The sequence below is a fragment of the SAR86 cluster bacterium genome, from assembly GCA_023703615.1.
Lineage (GTDB): Bacteria > Pseudomonadota > Gammaproteobacteria > Magnimaribacterales > D2472 > MED-G85.
The window spans coordinates 1,198,159-1,213,968 of the sequence record CP097971.1; the positions used below are offsets into that span (position 1 = coordinate 1,198,159).

At 32.7% G+C, this 15,810-nt stretch carries 21 protein-coding genes; 7 read left to right on the plus strand and 14 right to left on the minus strand.

Translation table 11 applies throughout. The features are described from left to right. Positions 1-7 precede the first annotated feature (7 nt). Genes M9C80_06280 through M9C80_06290 form a run of 3 tightly spaced genes read right to left on the minus strand, consistent with a single transcriptional unit; the run spans position 8 to position 3,750 of the window. The gene (locus M9C80_06280; protein ID URQ69540.1) at positions 8-790 is read right to left on the minus strand and encodes a methyltransferase; all 783 of its coding nucleotides are present in this window, start codon (positions 788-790) and stop codon (positions 8-10) included. Further along, entirely contained in the window at positions 777-1,379 is a 603-nt protein-coding gene (locus tag M9C80_06285) for a hypoxanthine phosphoribosyltransferase (GenBank protein URQ69541.1), read from the minus strand. The genes M9C80_06280 and M9C80_06285 overlap by 14 nt, the downstream gene beginning before the upstream one ends. A gap of 43 nt (positions 1,380-1,422) precedes the next feature. After that, positions 1,423-3,750 (minus strand): TonB-dependent receptor, encoded by a 2,328-nt coding sequence (locus M9C80_06290; GenBank protein ID URQ69542.1) that lies wholly within the window; start codon positions 3,748-3,750, stop codon positions 1,423-1,425. Positions 3,751-3,862: 112 nt separating this feature from the next. Between M9C80_06290 and M9C80_06295 the strand changes: the two genes are divergently transcribed. Then, on the plus strand, positions 3,863-5,161 hold the full coding sequence (locus M9C80_06295) for an NCS2 family permease (protein URQ69543.1): 1,299 nt from the start codon (positions 3,863-3,865) through the stop codon (positions 5,159-5,161). On the opposite strand, the gene M9C80_06300 is transcribed toward M9C80_06295, so the two are convergent. Beyond that, on the minus strand, positions 5,156-5,536 hold the full coding sequence (locus M9C80_06300) for a DUF952 domain-containing protein (protein ID URQ69544.1): 381 nt from the start codon (positions 5,534-5,536) through the stop codon (positions 5,156-5,158). The genes M9C80_06295 and M9C80_06300 overlap by 6 nt on opposite strands. Before the next feature lie 24 nt (positions 5,537-5,560). On the opposite strand from M9C80_06300, the gene M9C80_06305 reads away from it, so the two are divergent. Together M9C80_06305 and M9C80_06310 are read left to right on the plus strand one after the other, a co-directional pair. After that, complete coding sequence (locus M9C80_06305) at positions 5,561-7,099, plus strand: carboxylesterase family protein (GenBank protein URQ69545.1); 1,539 nt, start codon at positions 5,561-5,563, stop codon at positions 7,097-7,099. Between the two features lie 12 nt (positions 7,100-7,111). Then, positions 7,112-7,522: an MAPEG family protein gene (locus tag M9C80_06310; protein URQ69546.1), complete on the plus strand. Its 411-nt coding sequence runs from the start codon at positions 7,112-7,114 to the stop codon at positions 7,520-7,522. Here the strand turns inward: M9C80_06310 and M9C80_06315 are convergent. The 9 genes from M9C80_06315 to M9C80_06355 all read right to left on the minus strand — a co-directional run bounded on the left by M9C80_06315 (position 7,519) and on the right by M9C80_06355 (position 12,157). Next, entirely contained in the window at positions 7,519-8,007 is a 489-nt protein-coding gene (locus tag M9C80_06315; GenBank protein ID URQ69547.1) for a lipocalin-like domain-containing protein, read from the minus strand. The two genes, M9C80_06310 and M9C80_06315, sit on opposite strands and share 4 nt — an antisense overlap. A gap of 29 nt (positions 8,008-8,036) precedes the next feature. Beyond that, positions 8,037-8,879, minus strand: a complete 843-nt coding sequence (locus M9C80_06320) for a VOC family protein (GenBank protein URQ69548.1) — start codon at positions 8,877-8,879, stop codon at positions 8,037-8,039. Positions 8,880-8,885: 6 nt separating this feature from the next. Further along, on the minus strand, positions 8,886-9,245 hold the full coding sequence (locus tag M9C80_06325; GenBank protein URQ69549.1) for a cupin domain-containing protein: 360 nt from the start codon (positions 9,243-9,245) through the stop codon (positions 8,886-8,888). A gap of 35 nt (positions 9,246-9,280) precedes the next feature. Continuing rightward, positions 9,281-9,682, minus strand: a complete 402-nt coding sequence (locus tag M9C80_06330; protein ID URQ69550.1) for a MerC domain-containing protein — start codon at positions 9,680-9,682, stop codon at positions 9,281-9,283. A 107-nt stretch (positions 9,683-9,789) separates the two neighbouring features. Then, a complete protein-coding gene (locus M9C80_06335; protein ID URQ69551.1) occupies positions 9,790-10,167 on the minus strand; it encodes a hypothetical protein in 378 nt (125 codons plus the stop codon). Between the two features lie 80 nt (positions 10,168-10,247). Further along, positions 10,248-10,493: a hypothetical protein gene (locus tag M9C80_06340; GenBank protein ID URQ69552.1), complete on the minus strand. Its 246-nt coding sequence runs from the start codon at positions 10,491-10,493 to the stop codon at positions 10,248-10,250. Positions 10,494-10,511: 18 nt separating this feature from the next. Further along, positions 10,512-10,922: a hypothetical protein gene (locus M9C80_06345; protein ID URQ69553.1), complete on the minus strand. Its 411-nt coding sequence runs from the start codon at positions 10,920-10,922 to the stop codon at positions 10,512-10,514. A 174-nt stretch (positions 10,923-11,096) separates the two neighbouring features. After that, on the minus strand, positions 11,097-11,783 hold the full coding sequence (locus tag M9C80_06350) for a zinc metallopeptidase (protein URQ69554.1): 687 nt from the start codon (positions 11,781-11,783) through the stop codon (positions 11,097-11,099). 86 nt (positions 11,784-11,869) lie between these two features. Then, positions 11,870-12,157: a hypothetical protein gene (locus M9C80_06355; GenBank protein ID URQ69555.1), complete on the minus strand. Its 288-nt coding sequence runs from the start codon at positions 12,155-12,157 to the stop codon at positions 11,870-11,872. Between the two features lie 170 nt (positions 12,158-12,327). Here M9C80_06355 and M9C80_06360 point away from each other — a divergent pair, with 170 nt between their 5' ends. Genes M9C80_06360 through M9C80_06375 form a run of 4 tightly spaced genes read left to right on the plus strand, consistent with a single transcriptional unit; the run spans position 12,328 to position 13,963 of the window. Further along, positions 12,328-12,924, plus strand: a complete 597-nt coding sequence (locus M9C80_06360; protein ID URQ69556.1) for a hypothetical protein — start codon at positions 12,328-12,330, stop codon at positions 12,922-12,924. Between the two features lie 9 nt (positions 12,925-12,933). Further along, entirely contained in the window at positions 12,934-13,335 is a 402-nt protein-coding gene (locus M9C80_06365; protein URQ69557.1) for a cation transporter, read from the plus strand. Positions 13,336-13,340: 5 nt separating this feature from the next. Then, positions 13,341-13,706 (plus strand): hypothetical protein, encoded by a 366-nt coding sequence (locus tag M9C80_06370; protein URQ69558.1) that lies wholly within the window; start codon positions 13,341-13,343, stop codon positions 13,704-13,706. Continuing rightward, on the plus strand, positions 13,703-13,963 hold the full coding sequence (locus M9C80_06375; GenBank protein URQ69559.1) for a metal-sensitive transcriptional regulator: 261 nt from the start codon (positions 13,703-13,705) through the stop codon (positions 13,961-13,963). The genes M9C80_06370 and M9C80_06375 overlap by 4 nt, the downstream gene beginning before the upstream one ends. 18 nt (positions 13,964-13,981) lie before the next feature. Here M9C80_06375 and glmS read toward each other — a convergent pair whose 3' ends face one another. Then, positions 13,982-15,808, minus strand: a complete 1,827-nt coding sequence (gene glmS / locus M9C80_06380) for a glutamine--fructose-6-phosphate transaminase (isomerizing) (protein URQ69560.1) — start codon at positions 15,806-15,808, stop codon at positions 13,982-13,984. Positions 15,809-15,810: the final 2 nt, after the last annotated feature.

Sequence of the window (15,810 nt, forward strand, 5' to 3'; positions counted from 1 at the left end):
AATATTTTTATTCTGGCTTTACAAATAAAAGAGTCATTCTGTCGCTCTCACCTATAGCTAAGTATTTTTCTCTGTCCTCATCTTTTAATCGCATGACAGGTGGCAGTGTCCAAACTCCTCTGGGATGAACAGTTGAATCTTTATAATTAGCATTTATTTCTGACTTGGAAACAAACTTAAAACCATTTTTTTCGGCAATTTTTATTGCATAACTTTCTGATACATACCCACTTTTTTTCATATCATCGAATGACGTTCCAGGTTTTGCTCTATGCTCAACTATGCCCAAAATACCTCCTGGTTTAAGTGCTTTAAATGAATTTAAAAAAATAATATCCATATTTGGTCCAAGCCAATTATGTAAATTTCTAAAAGTTAAGACTGCGTCAACGCTATTATCATCAGCAAGATTTGAAAAAAGATTTACAAGCTGTACTGATTCATACATTGGTTTTGAATTTAATTTTTTCTCAAAGTTTGCTCTGCTTTTTTTGAAATATGATCTCTCTGAATTGGGATCAAAATGAGCAGCAATCAAATAACCTGGATCATGAAGATAATTTGCAAGAATTTCTGTGTACCACCCTCCGCCCGGCGATAGCTCAACAACTGTCATATCAGATCTAATTTTAAAAAAAGTTAGTGTTTCATAAGGATTTCTATATTCATCCCTTAGAGTATTTTTTGGATCTCTATCTTTACTATTTATTGCTCCTTCAAGACTATGAGAGTTCCCACTTAATGGAAGAAGCATTAAACAGATAAAAGTAAATAACTTAATTATTTTCATCTTCAATATTTTCTTTTTTTAAACTTTTAATGTGTGGTGTGATTTTACCTATAAGTTTCTTTAGTTCTGGTTTGTTTAGCTTTATTTCTTGCTCACTTAGACCCTGTAACTCGTGAGGAAATACTAACCATTTATCTGTCTCATGCAAGAAAAAATCAGGTTTTCTGCCACTTTTATTTTTACTCGGTTTGTAAAAGGGGGTTGCTATTCGTATTTCAGGGGTATTCTTTTTACATGCAACTTCTAAATCTTTAATTATTTGCTCTACAGATAATCCTGTATCGTAAACATCATCTACTATTAGTAATGAATCTTCAGCTTCAAGCTTTCGAATTATATAATTGAGTCCATATACTTGTACCTTATCTTTTGTTTCATTGATGCCAGAATAATAAGATGTTCTTATGGCAATATGATCAGAAGATACACCAAGAACATCTAAAAATTCTTGAACCGCTATGCCAACAGGCGCGCCACCCCTCCAAACTCCAACGATATAGTTTGGTCGATATCCACTTTCATAAACATTCCATGCTAAAGAAAACGAGTCCTCTAAAAGGCTATCAGAACTTATAAATAACTTTTCCATGTAACAATTATATTATGGAATATATCTAAAAAAACTTACTTATTTAAAAAGATCTACTTACACGGAGCATCATTTGTCTTGGTGGTATATATTCTATACCTGTGCCTGCAACTCCAAATACATCTGTCATGCTTGAATTCATTCCATCTTTATTGCCAGCATTTAGAAGTAGCAGGTCTACGCCCCACTTATCCCCGATAAGATCTAAGCTAGCTGTTAAATTATAAATTGTGTAAGCATCAACTTGATCGACAATTGGGTTATTAAACACTCTTTGCTGGAAGGCTCCTCGGTGAATAAGTTCAGCAGTAATTGTAAGCAAACCAGAATCAATAGGAGTAGTGTATACAAGGCCCATGTTTGCTGTTAGTTCTGGACTTTTTGCTAATTCATTTCCACGTATATCTTCTCTTAAAGAATATCGAATTGGCTCTTCGCCAAAGAAATATAGCTCTGCATTTAAATTATCCAAGGCTTCGTATGAAGAAGTAATTTCAGTATCAAGATAAGCAACCCTTAAATCAAATGATAAAGAATCTGAAATTAAGCTTATTAATTCAAGCTCTAAACCTTTCATTTCAGACTCTGGTATATTAGCTACACCGCCTCTGTAAACATCTGGATCAGTTGACTGAAATTGGAGATTTTCGTAATCGTATGCGAATGCGGAAATATTAGCTCTCATTCTTCCCTCCAGAAAATCTGTTTTTAATCCAACTTCAAAAGCGTCGATCATTTCACTTTGAAAGAATGGGAATACTAATTGTGGTGCGGGTAGTGCTCCAAATTCTCGTTCGTCGTCAACTGGCCATCCAAAGGTTAAATTGCTTCCACCTGGTTTAAATCCTTTTGTATATGAAACATAAACCATTGTATCTTCATCAAGATCTCGTTCGTAAGCAATTCTTCCTGTTGTTTCGTCAAGTTCGTCTTGTATAAGATATTGTTGAAGTCCAAAAAAGTTTGTTACATTACTTGAAAATTCATCTTCAGTGTATCTAAATCCAAAAATAGCTCTATTAGCATCATCAATGTTTACAGTAGCTTGCCCATAGAGTGACTGAGATTCTCTAGATGGATAGGCTTCAGAAACAAATCCAATTTCAGCATCGTAAGCAGCAAAACATATCCCTTCAAAAGGACTTGTTGCACATATTGGAGCATGAACATAGGGAGTAAACTGACCATCCATTAAAGCAGCCTGTTTATTATTGTTAACATCTTTAACTTCATATATATGATTTTCTATTTCATGATCAAAATAAAAAGCTCCAAGAATCCAATCAGTATTTCCAAATAAAGGCTCATTTGAGATTAAATTTATTTCAAAGGTTGACGTTTCAACCAAAGAGGTTTCTGGTCTATATTCTGCTCTATTGTATGGAAATCCCTCCATTGGACCACTGGAATGAACATCACCGTAATTATGTCTGTCATTGTCTCTACTAACATAAATATCGTCTTCTTGTATGCTTGTTAAAATTTTGAGGTTAGCAAAACCTAAATCAGTGTTAAATATTCCAGCAATAATTTCTGATGTAAGCTCATAAACAGAAGCTGAGTCTTGTTTTAATTTTCTTGGATTTAATGTGGGGTCATCTAAACCTTTCATAGCCGCACCATTATTATCAGCTTCAAAAAATTGAGCGAATAATCTTAAGCTAGAATTATCACTGATATCAAAAAGCCAGTCAGTTCTAAAAGTTGAATGGTTAGTATCATCTAAATCTTGTCCATTGACTAAATTTTCAGTAAAGCCTTCATGATCAGTTGTAACCCATGAAAAACGAGTAGCAACTGTGTCAGATATTGGCATATTCACTCCGCCACGCAATTTTACTAAATCATAATCACCCAATGTAAGATCTACTTTGCCAGACAAATCCTCAAAAGTAGGAGCAGTGTTAATAACATTTACTGTCCCTCCTGTTGAATTTTGTCCAAATAAAGTTCCTTGCGGTCCTCTTAAAACTTCAATTCTATCTAAATCTATAAAATCTGTTCTTAAAGAAAATTTAGATGCAATAAAAATACCATCCATGTGTAAGGCAACTGATGGTGCTGCGATAGCGTTCTGGTTAGTTTCATCTCCTACGCCACGAATTGATATAATAGTTTTATAACCTTCGTTTTTAGCAACTGTAACTCCTGGTGCTATAGCGCTTAGGCCAACAAAATCAACAATATTTTTTCTCTCTATTTCTTCACTACTTAATGCGGTAACAGCCTTAGAAACATCCTGGAGACTTTCACTTCTTTTTTCAGCTGTGACTATTACTTCCTCAATTACCGCTTCTTGAGCAGTCATATTAAAAAATGCAAAAAATGATAGAAATAAAAAAGATTTATTTACGTAATTTGATAATTTCATCTAGAATCCCCTCGGAAAAGTTAAATATATATTATATACATTTTATGCAAAAACTGTGCCAACTTGTAAAGATAATATTTGAATAATAAACTTGTCGTTTGGAAGAAAAGATATGTTAACTATTTTAGAAAAAACATTCGATTTAAAATTAAACAACACCACTGTTAAAAAAGAGCTTTTAGCGGGTTTCACAACTTTTATAACAATGGCATACATAATATTTGTTAATCCTCAAATGATGGCTGCAAGTGGAATGGATCAAGGAGCAAGCTTTGTTGGAACATGCCTAGCCGCAGCTATAGCCTGCATTGCTATGGGCCTTTATGCAAACTGGCCTGTTGGTCTTGCTCCAGGCATGGGACTTAATGCATTTTTTACATATACCGTTGTTAACGAAATGGGCTATGCATGGGAAATTGCACTTGGAGCAGTTTTTTTGGCTGGAATCTTGTTTGTAATTATGAGTGTTACTCCCTTAAGAAGGTGGATGTTGGACAGTATTCCATTGAACCTCAGAATAGCTATGGGTTCAGGTGTTGGTTTATTTATTGGTTTTATAGGCTTAAAAAGTGGTGGGATTATAATTTCAAATGATGCAACTTTATTAAGCTTAGGAGATTTTTCTAAAATAGAAACTCTTCTTGCTGCCTTAGGTTTTTTATCAATAACAATTTTATCTGTAAGAAAAATTCCTGGTGCTATTATCATAGGAGTTCTTGGAATAACTATAATTGGTATATTTCTAGGAATAGTCAATTTTAATGGTGTTGTTTCTATGCCTCCAGCGCTTGCTCCAACGTTAATGAAATTAGACATCATGGGTGCATTGGATCTTGCGATGATAAGTGTCATTATGTCTTTTTTATTCGTTAATTTATTTGATACTGCTGGAACACTCTTAGGGGTTGCAACTAGAGCAAATTTAGTCGATGAAAAAGGTGATATTAAAAATCTTGATAAGGCTCTTAAGGCCGATAGCAGTTCAAGTGTTTTTGGCGCATTTTTTGGATGTTCACCGGTAACAAGCTATGTTGAAAGTTCTGCAGGTATTGAGGCAGGAGGTCGAACAGGATTAGCTGCTGTAGTAGTTGGCATCTTATTTATTATTGCAATATTTTTCTCACCAATTGCTGCAATAATACCGGCATATGCAACTGCAGGTGCTTTAGTCTATGTTGCGATATTAATGCTTAGTGGGATGGAAAGACTAAACTGGCAAGACTCTTCTGAACTTCTTCCAGCTTTAATAATTATAATTATGATACCTCTAACCTTTTCAATTGCTAATGGAATAGCTTTAGGTTTTATTGCTTATATTGCTATCAAAATTTTTACTGGCAAGCTAAAAAGCATCTCTTCTGGCGCTTGGTTTCTTGGACTCATCTTTTTATCTAAATTTATATTCTTATAAGTTTTGATTTATTTCTGAATAAACTTCATCAGGCAATTTAAATGATGTCCCTTTAACTTTCCATTTTTTTTCAATCATTTCGTATCTAAGTTCAGAATAAAGATGTGGAAATATCTCTTTTCTTTTACTATTTTTATTAACCTCGTATTTCAACTTCTTTTGGTCTATGTCGGTATTTATTTTTAGTAGGATAATTTCATTCATATCAGAAAAATAAATTTTTATAGTCATTTCTAATTGCTTTGGAAAAGAAAGATGTACAAAACCACTTTCCAAGTCTAGGCGAGTTTTTATTAGCCCTGTTTTTTTGACATTATTCCATTCTTTAATTGACAGTATTTTATAAATACTTGGTTTATCTTTTCTCTTATCCATTTATAATTTTACCTACGCATGTACATGATAAAAATTTTTTTAAGTATATATCTTTTGATATCTTTTTCTTTAGATATTTTTAGCTCTAGCAATGAAAGCGTATATGTCAAAATTGATAACGTAAGAATAATTGGAAATCATAATAAATTATTTGGAGTTGAAGAGTACCTTGGTATTCCTTTTGCACAACCACCAATAGATAATTTGCGATGGGAGAAACCTGTACCATGGGTTTCAAAGAAAAAAAATATAAACGCAAAAAATTTTAAACCTGCATGTATGCAGACTCCTAGTATTGTTAATTGGTACAAAAGACTTATAGAGACATTTGGCTATGACCCAGATACTTTTGCTAGTCCTGAGTTTAGTGAAGATTGCTTGTATCTTAATATTTGGAGGCCATCGAATTCAAAAAAAGATCTGCCTGTTATTGTTTACATTCATGGAGGTAGTAATGAAGCAGGATGGTCATATGAACCAAACTATAGAGGTTATAACATTGCTAATAGAGATGTCATCCTTGTTAGTATTCCATACAGATTAGGTATTTTTGGTTATTTTTCTCATCCAAAAATGCAACATAATAATCTTGCGCTCTATGATCAAGTTTTAGCTTTGAATTGGATACAAGACTATATAACTAATTTTGGTGGTGATCCCTCTAATGTAACAATAATGGGAGAGTCAGCTGGAGCAATGAGCATTGAATATCTTATGGTTTCACCTTTGTCAAAAAATACTTTTAATAAAGCTATTCATCAAAGTGGAGGTGTGCCATTGATTTATCCAACGCTTAAAACTGATGCACAAAATCAAGCTATAAAGTTTGAGAAATATTTTTTTAATGAATATACAGGCAATGTTTTAAATGAATTGAAGAAAATTGATTCAAATGAAATTTTGAAAGCTGTTGAGGAAGTATATTCTGAAGAGTTTTTTGATTTCGTGGAAGATGGCATAACTATTATTGAACCCCTTATGGAATCTTTTAAAAAAGGTAATATTCATTCTGTAGATCTAATAATTGGTGCAAATAACGATGAATGGTCTTTGTATCATGATGATAATGTTGATGTTAATAAGTGGCTTGATGAGGAAACCACACCAGAGCAAAAAGAAAAATTATTAAATTTATTCAAAGATATAGATGATCCCTTAAGAAAAATGGATCTTTTGCTTACATCTCAAAGCTACGTTTGTCCATCTCTAATTATTGCCAAAAGTGTGAAGAATAAAAACAGGCAAGCTTGGGTCTATCAATTTAACAGAGTTAGAGATAATGATTTAGCAAAAACATTTGGAGCTTATCATGGTGCAGAACTGCCATATGTATTCAATACTCATGATGAATGGCTGCCAACAAATAAAAAAGATATAGATCTTACAGATGATATTCAAGATTATTGGATAAGCTTTGCTAGATATGGCAATCCAAATTCTGATAGAACAAGCGAATGGCTACCTTATGATGCAAAAAATAAATATACGCAAATACTTGACGTGAAATCATATTCTGTAGAACATCCAAGTCAAAAAATTTGTGAGATAATGCAAATATATTAGATAGGGGCATACATGTATAACGTAGTTTACATTGGACTTTGGTTAATCCTTAGTACCATCGTAATTCAATTTTTTGTAGTAACGTGGCTTCACAGAACTCAAAAAAGATATAAAGTCGGTTACATTGATCCTGAATTAGGTCAGGCATCTTTATTATTTAGAGCGCATAGAACATTTTGGAATTCGATAGAAAATATTATTCCGATGTTTGGCATGTCCCTCATTGCAATTCTTGCAGAATATGATCCTAAAAAACTTTCTATTTTAGTATGGTTGTATGCGATTATGAGAATCTTACACATGATAATTTATTACAAAATAGCTACTGAAAAAAATCCTAGTCTAAGGAGCATTCCATATCTTTTTGCATTCTTTGCGAGCTTCTATTTGATGTGTGACTTAGGAATATTTCTAATTTTTTAGATTTTTTTCCAAACCAATTTATCAATGAAGCCATTCTGATTTGCGGTTAACGTAAGCAAGTTATTATTTTCTGTAAATTTATATTCCCTAGACAGAGTTGTATTTATCCATTGAGGAAGATGGCTTGCTTTCAGGTGATGATGAACAGAAGACTCATCAGCTTCAAATGTTCCACTGTATGATACATAACCAGTAAAAGCCAAGAAATGACTTTCTAAATGGTCCATTTGAGTTTTATTCATTGAAAAATTAACTTTATCTTTTAATTTGTTTCTCAATTCCGCAATTTGCAAACGATCATCAGAAAGTTTTGGGCGATCTTTTTCTAGAAGAGTGGCTGACACCCAACCCTCAGGATGATATAAGAGAAAACCTTCAACATTTCCACCATAAGGTTTTGTACTTTTGCCATCTGGTTTCGTTACATTCCAGTCTGAAAGACTCCAAACGCCACAAAAAATATCTAAATTACTTTTAATTCCCAAAACCTCTCTCCAGTTAAAATATTTTAATACTAATTTAAATGCTCGATCAATAAAGTAGGAACATTATGTGTATGTGACTTTATGGTTGCAACCAATGTATTTTCCTTTATGCCTTTTTTAATTGAAGATACTTCAACTTGCTCTTTTAGTAATCGATTGCATGCTTTTTCTAAAGACTCGACCTCCCAAGCCAGTCCCCATAATGAATCTTTTGCAGGCTCTTCATTTTTGCTTTCGATAACCTCAATTGTTGTCTTGTTTACTCTAAAAAAAAGCATTCTCCTATTCCAGGACTCAATGACTTTGTCTAATGCAAGTCTTATTTTAAAAATGTCTCTGTAAATATTAATAAATCCATCTGCATCATTTGTATTAATGACAACATGATCTAATTTTGAGGCCATTTCAGGTTGAAATGCTTTTTGCATTGGAAGTTCTGCGCTTAGGTGTTGAATGATAAAAGAGAACATTCCTCTAGTAAGATCATCTGGCAAAAAAAGGTTTTTCCATACTCTTGTCTTATCATTATTAGAATTTTTTCCTTCTCCAAAAATTATTTCAGGGACACTAAAATTATTTTTCTTAAGTACATTTGAAAAATTATCCAAATTATCAGTTCCAAGTGATATGCCAATAAAACCCTCACCGTTTTCTTTAATATGTTGTTTTATGAAGTCTGCTCCCAAGCCATCTCCAGATGCAGCCAGAAGTTCTAAGTAAGTATTTTTAAAATTAAATAAGCAATTTGATGTTCCAAAGTCTTTATGCTCACCTTTCCATGAAGATGGTATACCTAAGATCTTAGTATAATTTGATTCTGCTTCTTCAAGATTTTCTACTGCTATTATTAGATGGTCTATAGAATTAATCATTTTCAACTATATCCATTGATCATTTTTTGCAGTTAAGTCGCTTTCAATATCTCCAGTATTTATGATCCCTCGTGGTTCTACCAACATAATTTTAGCTTCTTCATTGGCGAAAGGTTTATGTTTTTTTCCTTTTGGAACTACTATCATTTCGCCTGCATTCAATTCAACTATTTGATCCTCAAATTCAATATTTATTTTTCCCTCGACAACAATGAAAACCTCGTCTGTATCTTTATGTTTATGCCAAACAAAATCATTTTTTATTTTGACTAATTTAAATTGATAGTCATTCATTTCTGCAATGACTTTTGGTGACCAAGTTTCGTTAAATTCTTTGAATTTAGATTTTAAGTTTATTTTTTTCATAGGTGCTCTTTAAAATAATTGAGCAATAAATAGACTTATTCTTCGTGGCAAGAGCAGTCCAGTTCTTGACAAAGCTTGTGATTCATATAGTGGGCATATAAAACACATATTGATGCGATTAACGTAAGTATCTTCTCGCCAGATTCACCAAGGATGCTTTCGCCTAGAACAGTTGACAAAATAAGCAAAGTCAATCCAATTAAACCTAATGGAAGAAAGGTGACCTTTTGATGATTTTTATAACCACTAAAAAAAGCAAACAAACTTACAGGCACGGCAATAGAAACAATTAATTTATGAATGACCTCGTTATCTATTGAAAATGATAAGAAACCTGAAGTTAAAATTAAAAAGGATGGAACAAAAAAACAGTGTATTACACATGCAAATGACAAACTCATTGCAACTTTATCGGTATTTTGTTGTGTCTTAATCATAGGAACCACATGATACTTTGAGTTTTGTTTTAATGCTACCTAAATTAATTGTTTAATAAAGTAAAGGGTCCTAAAATAATAAGATTCCTAAAACTTCTCATAAATGATTAGTTTATTCCACCAATATAATTCTTTATTATTGGCTTCATTGCTTTAATTTTTTCTTTAACTGCATCGGTGACTTTTCCCAAAACTGTCATACCTTCAATATTAAACATCTCACCAAATTTAACATTTACAGGAGTGCCTATTACTTTATTTGCAAGATCTTCCCATGCGACTGGATTTGCAAATACTTCAATTAGGGTTCCTGTTTTATTTGATTCATCAAGAAACCATTCAAACTTTATGAGCCCTTCATCGGCCTGACTATTCACAAAAGGACATTGCTCATTAAGAATAAACTCCTTTACTATGTCTATATGCTCAGAAAAAGACACATCAATAATTACAGTAGTCTGTTGATTGTTATTATTTAGATCCATTTAATTGTCTCCTCTTTAGTTTTCTTTATTACTGTTTATGCTACTAATAATAAACGCACCTTATATTAATGTGCCCAAAGTTATATGCTTTGAATAATATATCCTGAGATAAACTCGCCCAAGAAAGTAATTATTGTTATAAACAAACCCGCAATTAAGTAGAATTTATAAGATTTTAATTGCGCTTTGTGCTCCTTCCATCCAATTAACAAATATATAAGTCCCATAATGTATAAAGTTAATGTAGAGAAATAATTATCTATGTAAAGCAATAAGATAGAAACTACAAGCCCAACAAATGCAAAAATATGAAGAATTTTTATCATAAGAATATTATAAAATGGTTAGGACTTTTTGTTTGGATTCCATATCACCAAATTTTTAGTTTTAAGTCTATTTACAACTAGCTTATATCGTGATTGTTCTTCCTTCCATTCCTTTAACCATTTCTCACCGTCTCTTTCCGCATCAACAAAGATTGCATTGGTAAATGCTAAAGGTAAGATTACCGCAACGTGAATTACTATGCTTGCAACTGTATTATAGTTAAAGAACCCTAAATAATTCGCTGCCAAGAATCCAAAAAACACACTCCATACAGTGAACAAGACCAACATGAAGTATGTTTGAAGACTTGGATCAGGTATATATCTTAGTGGGTTATATCTCACATCCATAACTCTTCTCCAACCACTTACTAGGCTCATTACAATTCTTCTGAACAAACTAGGTTTTTTCATATTTGGTTCAATCATCTCTTTTCCTATAGAATCTTATAAACTCTTTGATAACATGCATCCCAACAGTGATCCATGTGACTACAATCAAGCTCCAAAATAAAAGTTCAATCATATGAATTATAAATCATTCCAAAACCTTGTGTTAAGACCCTTTGCTTTAATAAACAATTAATTTAGGTATTATTTGTTTTATCGCCTTAATAGTATAACTATCCAACGACCTAGATTTAAAATGTCAGCAAGCGCTGCCGACACATAAGTGAGTGCCGCTGCTCTTAGGATACTACTAACGGCTTTTTCGTTTGACTGCGATACGTAATTCCCTTCTCTTAATATAGGAAGTGCTTTAGAAAAACTTGCGTCAAATTCAATAGGCAGAGTTACAGCATGAATCACCATGCGAGCAACAAAACCAGATAACCCTAAGAATAGCAATAAAGAAAATGGCATTGGATGCCTAGTTATTATCCCGATCACTGGCGATAAAGAAATAATAACAGCACTCCAACGGGCCACCTTATCAACAATGGGTACCATCTTTGTTCTGGTAACCAGACGTTTATCACCTTGCTGATCCTGAATTGCATGTCCAACTTCATGAGCGGCAATAGCGATTGCGGTTAGAGATTTAGATTCATAATTTTGTGGCAGAAGCCTTACTTTTTTTTCAATTGGATCATAATGGTCTCCTAGCTTAGTTACTTCGACCTTCACATCTTTTAAAGAAAATCGCTTAATCAAATGATTTGCAAGCTCTGCCCCAGTGCCTGGCATTTCAGGCTTTTCTGCTGAATACTTCTTCATAACCAACTTCACCCACAAAGATGGTCCAAATATCAGCGCTAGAACTATGAGCGCACCCGCCACTAAAATCATGTTTTATCTTCCTTAAAAATTATTCTTTATTTTGTTACATTACACAGCAAAAGATTGTATTTCAAATCACTTTCATTGTCTTAATATTAGGTTATCAGCTTCGGTATTATTCCTAGTTGAGCAAGAATACCAAAGATAATTAACAATATAATGCTAGAGAGTATTTTAAGATTCTTTTTTAGAATCCATTCAAATGAGTTTTCTATAAATATTCTTATCAAATCATCTGCTCTACCCATCAATTTAATGGCTTTTCTAGTCCACTTGTCAGTTACATCAATTAATATTAAAGAAAATGCTGCAATAATTAGCCATACAACACCATTTAAGATCATATCAATAATCCAACCAACTACCACCCAATTTATTTCCATTATTACTAAAAACTACTCAACAGTGACTGAGTGTTTTCGAACAGAGAATAAGATTTTCGTCATTTTTAAACTTTTTGTGAAATGTTTTGTAAAACTCTATGTATTTTTTGTCCATTTGTAAAATTATACAAAATATATTAATTAATAGACTATATGTTATTATACCCCCTATGGGTATAAAAATTATTATTTTACTGATCATATCATTTGGACTAGATGCAAGACCTATTTCTTACTCTGGTGGTTCAACCATAATGTCCTTTTCAGATAATATAAAAGATTCTCTCTACTATCATTATTCACCATCATATAAATACTCAGTTGGGATTGAAAATATAAGAGATAAATATTTTGATGATAATTATTCTTATGTAAGATTTACATACTTATTGAATAGAAAAAATACTGAAAACTCTCAAAGAAATTTGTATCTTCAATCTGGTATAAGTTCAGAAGGTTTTAATAAATTTTTTTATGGTATGCATGGGGATTGGGAAACAAGAAGATTGTTTGTCGGTTTTGGATTAAAGGAAACTAAAAGGAAGATTCATGACTATTCAGAACAATACTATCAAATAGGAGTAGCACCCTATCTTGGAGATTATGGTGACTTGCACACATGGATAATGATAAAAGCGAAAGAAAATTCACTAGAGAATAAGTGGTCAACTTACCCCGTATTAAAGTTTTTTAAAGGAAATGTTCTTGCGGAATTTGGATATGGCGAAAAAACTGAATGGGATGTTCATTTAATGTATAGATTTTAGGAGAAAAATATGAAAAAAATATTATTACTACTGGTTTTCACTTCAATGACATGGGGAGAAAATCCACATGACCACATGCATGATTCTCATGAAGGACATCTGCATGAAGAGTTAGTAGATGGTAAGAAATTAGAAGTTGACCCTGATAGATTTGATAAATTCATTATGGATCTTAAAGATTCTCAAATTGCAGTCGTGAATGTTAAAGGTATGGTATGTGATTTTTGTGCTAGAGGTATTGAAAAAACATTTAAAAAAGACACTAATGTAAAAAAAATAGACGTTGATCTGAGTAAAGGAAAAGTTTTAATTGCATACAATGTTGCTTATGAAATCATCTTTGATGATATCAAGGAAAAAATTCTAATAAACGGACAAAATGCAATTGATATGCAGGTCATTAATCTGTAAAAACTATGCAAGATAAATCTGCAAATTTTTTATCCTTGTTTGCCTCATCATCAACTTTAATATGTTGTGCACTTCCTTCATTATTTGTCGTAATTGGTGCAGGTGCTTCTTTTGCAAATTTAATAACAGTTTTTCCATTTCTTATTGTCTTATCTCAATATAAGTTATACATAACAATGTTTGCGTTAGTGATGATCATTTTTGCTGGGTATGTGAATTATAAAACTTATTATATGCCTTGCCCCGCAGATCCTGAGTTAGGAAGGTTATGTATGCAAACTAGAAAAAAATCAAGATACATTTATTACATTTCAATTGTATTGTTTATTTTTGCTACAATATTTACTTACATAATTCCAAAATTCTTATGAAACATCCATGCCATAAAGAAGAAATTCCTAGTCTTAAAAGAGTTGAGGGTCAGGTTCGTGGAATTGCTAAAATGATTGATGAAGACAAGTATTGCATTGATATACTCAATCAAATCAAGGCGGTTAAAAATGCTATTACGAGTGTTGAAGGAAGAATATTAAAAAAACATATGAAAGAATGTGTTAAAGAAGCATTAAGTGATGAAAAGGGTTTTGACGATAAAGTTGAGGAAGTGCTAAAAACCCTAAGAAGGTAACTAATTCTCTGTTCAAATCTACTCCACAGTAACTGATTTTGCTAAATTTCTTGGCTGATCTATGTCTGTGCCTCTAAGCAAGGCAACCTCATAGGAAAGCATTTGTAATGGTATCGTATAAATAATTGGTGTAAGCAAAAAGTCACATTTTGGCATATTAATCAACTTTCCGGATTTCAACTCTATTGAAATTGATGGATCTGAGAACACATAAAGCGTTCCACCTCTTGCTTTTACCTCTTCAAGATTGGATACAAGTTTTTCTGCAATTTCACTTTCAGGACATAAAGCAACCACTGGCATGTTTTCATCAATAAGAGCTAGAGGTCCATGTTTTAGTTCTCCCGCAGGATAAGCTTCTGCGTGAATGTAAGATATTTCTTTAAGTTTTAACGCGCCTTCTTTGGCTATTGGATAAAAAATTCCTCTACCTAAAAATAAAGCATTATCTTTGCTAGCTACTTCGGGTGCTATCTCCATAATTAAATCTTTCAATTGTAATGTTTCATTAATTATTTCAGGCAACTGCCTTAATGCTGTTACAACTCTTTTTCTTAGCATTGGATTCTTTCCTCTGCTTTTAGCAAGCGATAAAGCTAAGAGCATTAAGCCTACTAATTGTGTTGTGAAGGCTTTGGTTGATGCTACTCCTATTTCAGGGCCTGCATTTGTATAAAGTGAATAATTTGACTCTCTTGCAATAGAACTTGTTGGAACATTACAAATGGTAAGTGTTGATAGGTAGTCTTTTTCTTTTGCATAATTTAGTGCTGCAAGAGTATCTGCAGTTTCTCCAGATTGAGAAATTGTTACTAAGAGTGCATCTTCATCAACATGAGGATTCCTATATCTATATTCTGACGCATAATCAGTTTGCGTAGGAAGTTCAGAAATTGCAGAAAACCAATTTGCAGCAACCCTTGCAGCATGAAGACTGGTTCCACAAGCTACTATTTGTATTCTTTTAACTTGGCTTAATGTTTCAGACGAGCCAATTCCAAAAATATTATCTAAGACATCCTCTCCACCAATTCTTCCATCAAGAGTGTTTAGAATGGCATTAGGTTGTTCATATATTTCTTTTTCCATAAAATGCTTAAAATCACCCTTAGATGTAGCCTCATTTGAGATATCAATTTGTGTCACTTCTCTGTCGACTTCTTGCATGGAGGAATCATAAATTTTGTAACTCTCTGCTGAAATATTTGCAACATCTCCGTCTGACAAAAAAATAAATTTATTTGTTAATTGCCCTATAGCCAATGGATCTGACGCGGCCAAAATCTCATTGTCTCCAAGACCAAGAAGAAGAGGTGATTTATTTCTAGCAAGAATAACATTTTTATCATTTTCTAGATCAATTGCAGCTATTGCATATGCACCCTCAAGCTTTTCAATTGTCTTGTACATTGCGTCTAGCATTAAGTTATCTTTATTTAAAAAATAATCTAGCATATGGGCAATTAGTTCAGAGTCTGTTTGGGAATCGAAGCAATACCCCTCTTCTTTTAGAAAATCTTTTAGATCTAAATAATTTTCTATAATGCCGTTATGAACGATATAAACTCTTTCATTGGACATATGCGGATGAGCATTCTCTTCGCTAGGCTCTCCATGAGTTGCCCATCTTGTATGAGCAATACCAAGTTTGCTTTTTGGTTTTTGATCAATCATTTTTTCTTCGAGAAGACTAACTTTGCCCAAAGTTCTTAAATGAGTAATATTTTTATTCTGATGTAAGGCAATTCCAGCAGAATCATAGCCTCTGTATTCCATTTTATGAAGGCCTTGTACTAGTAATTTACCAACATTTCTTGATGAAGCTGCCGCAATAATACCGCACATAT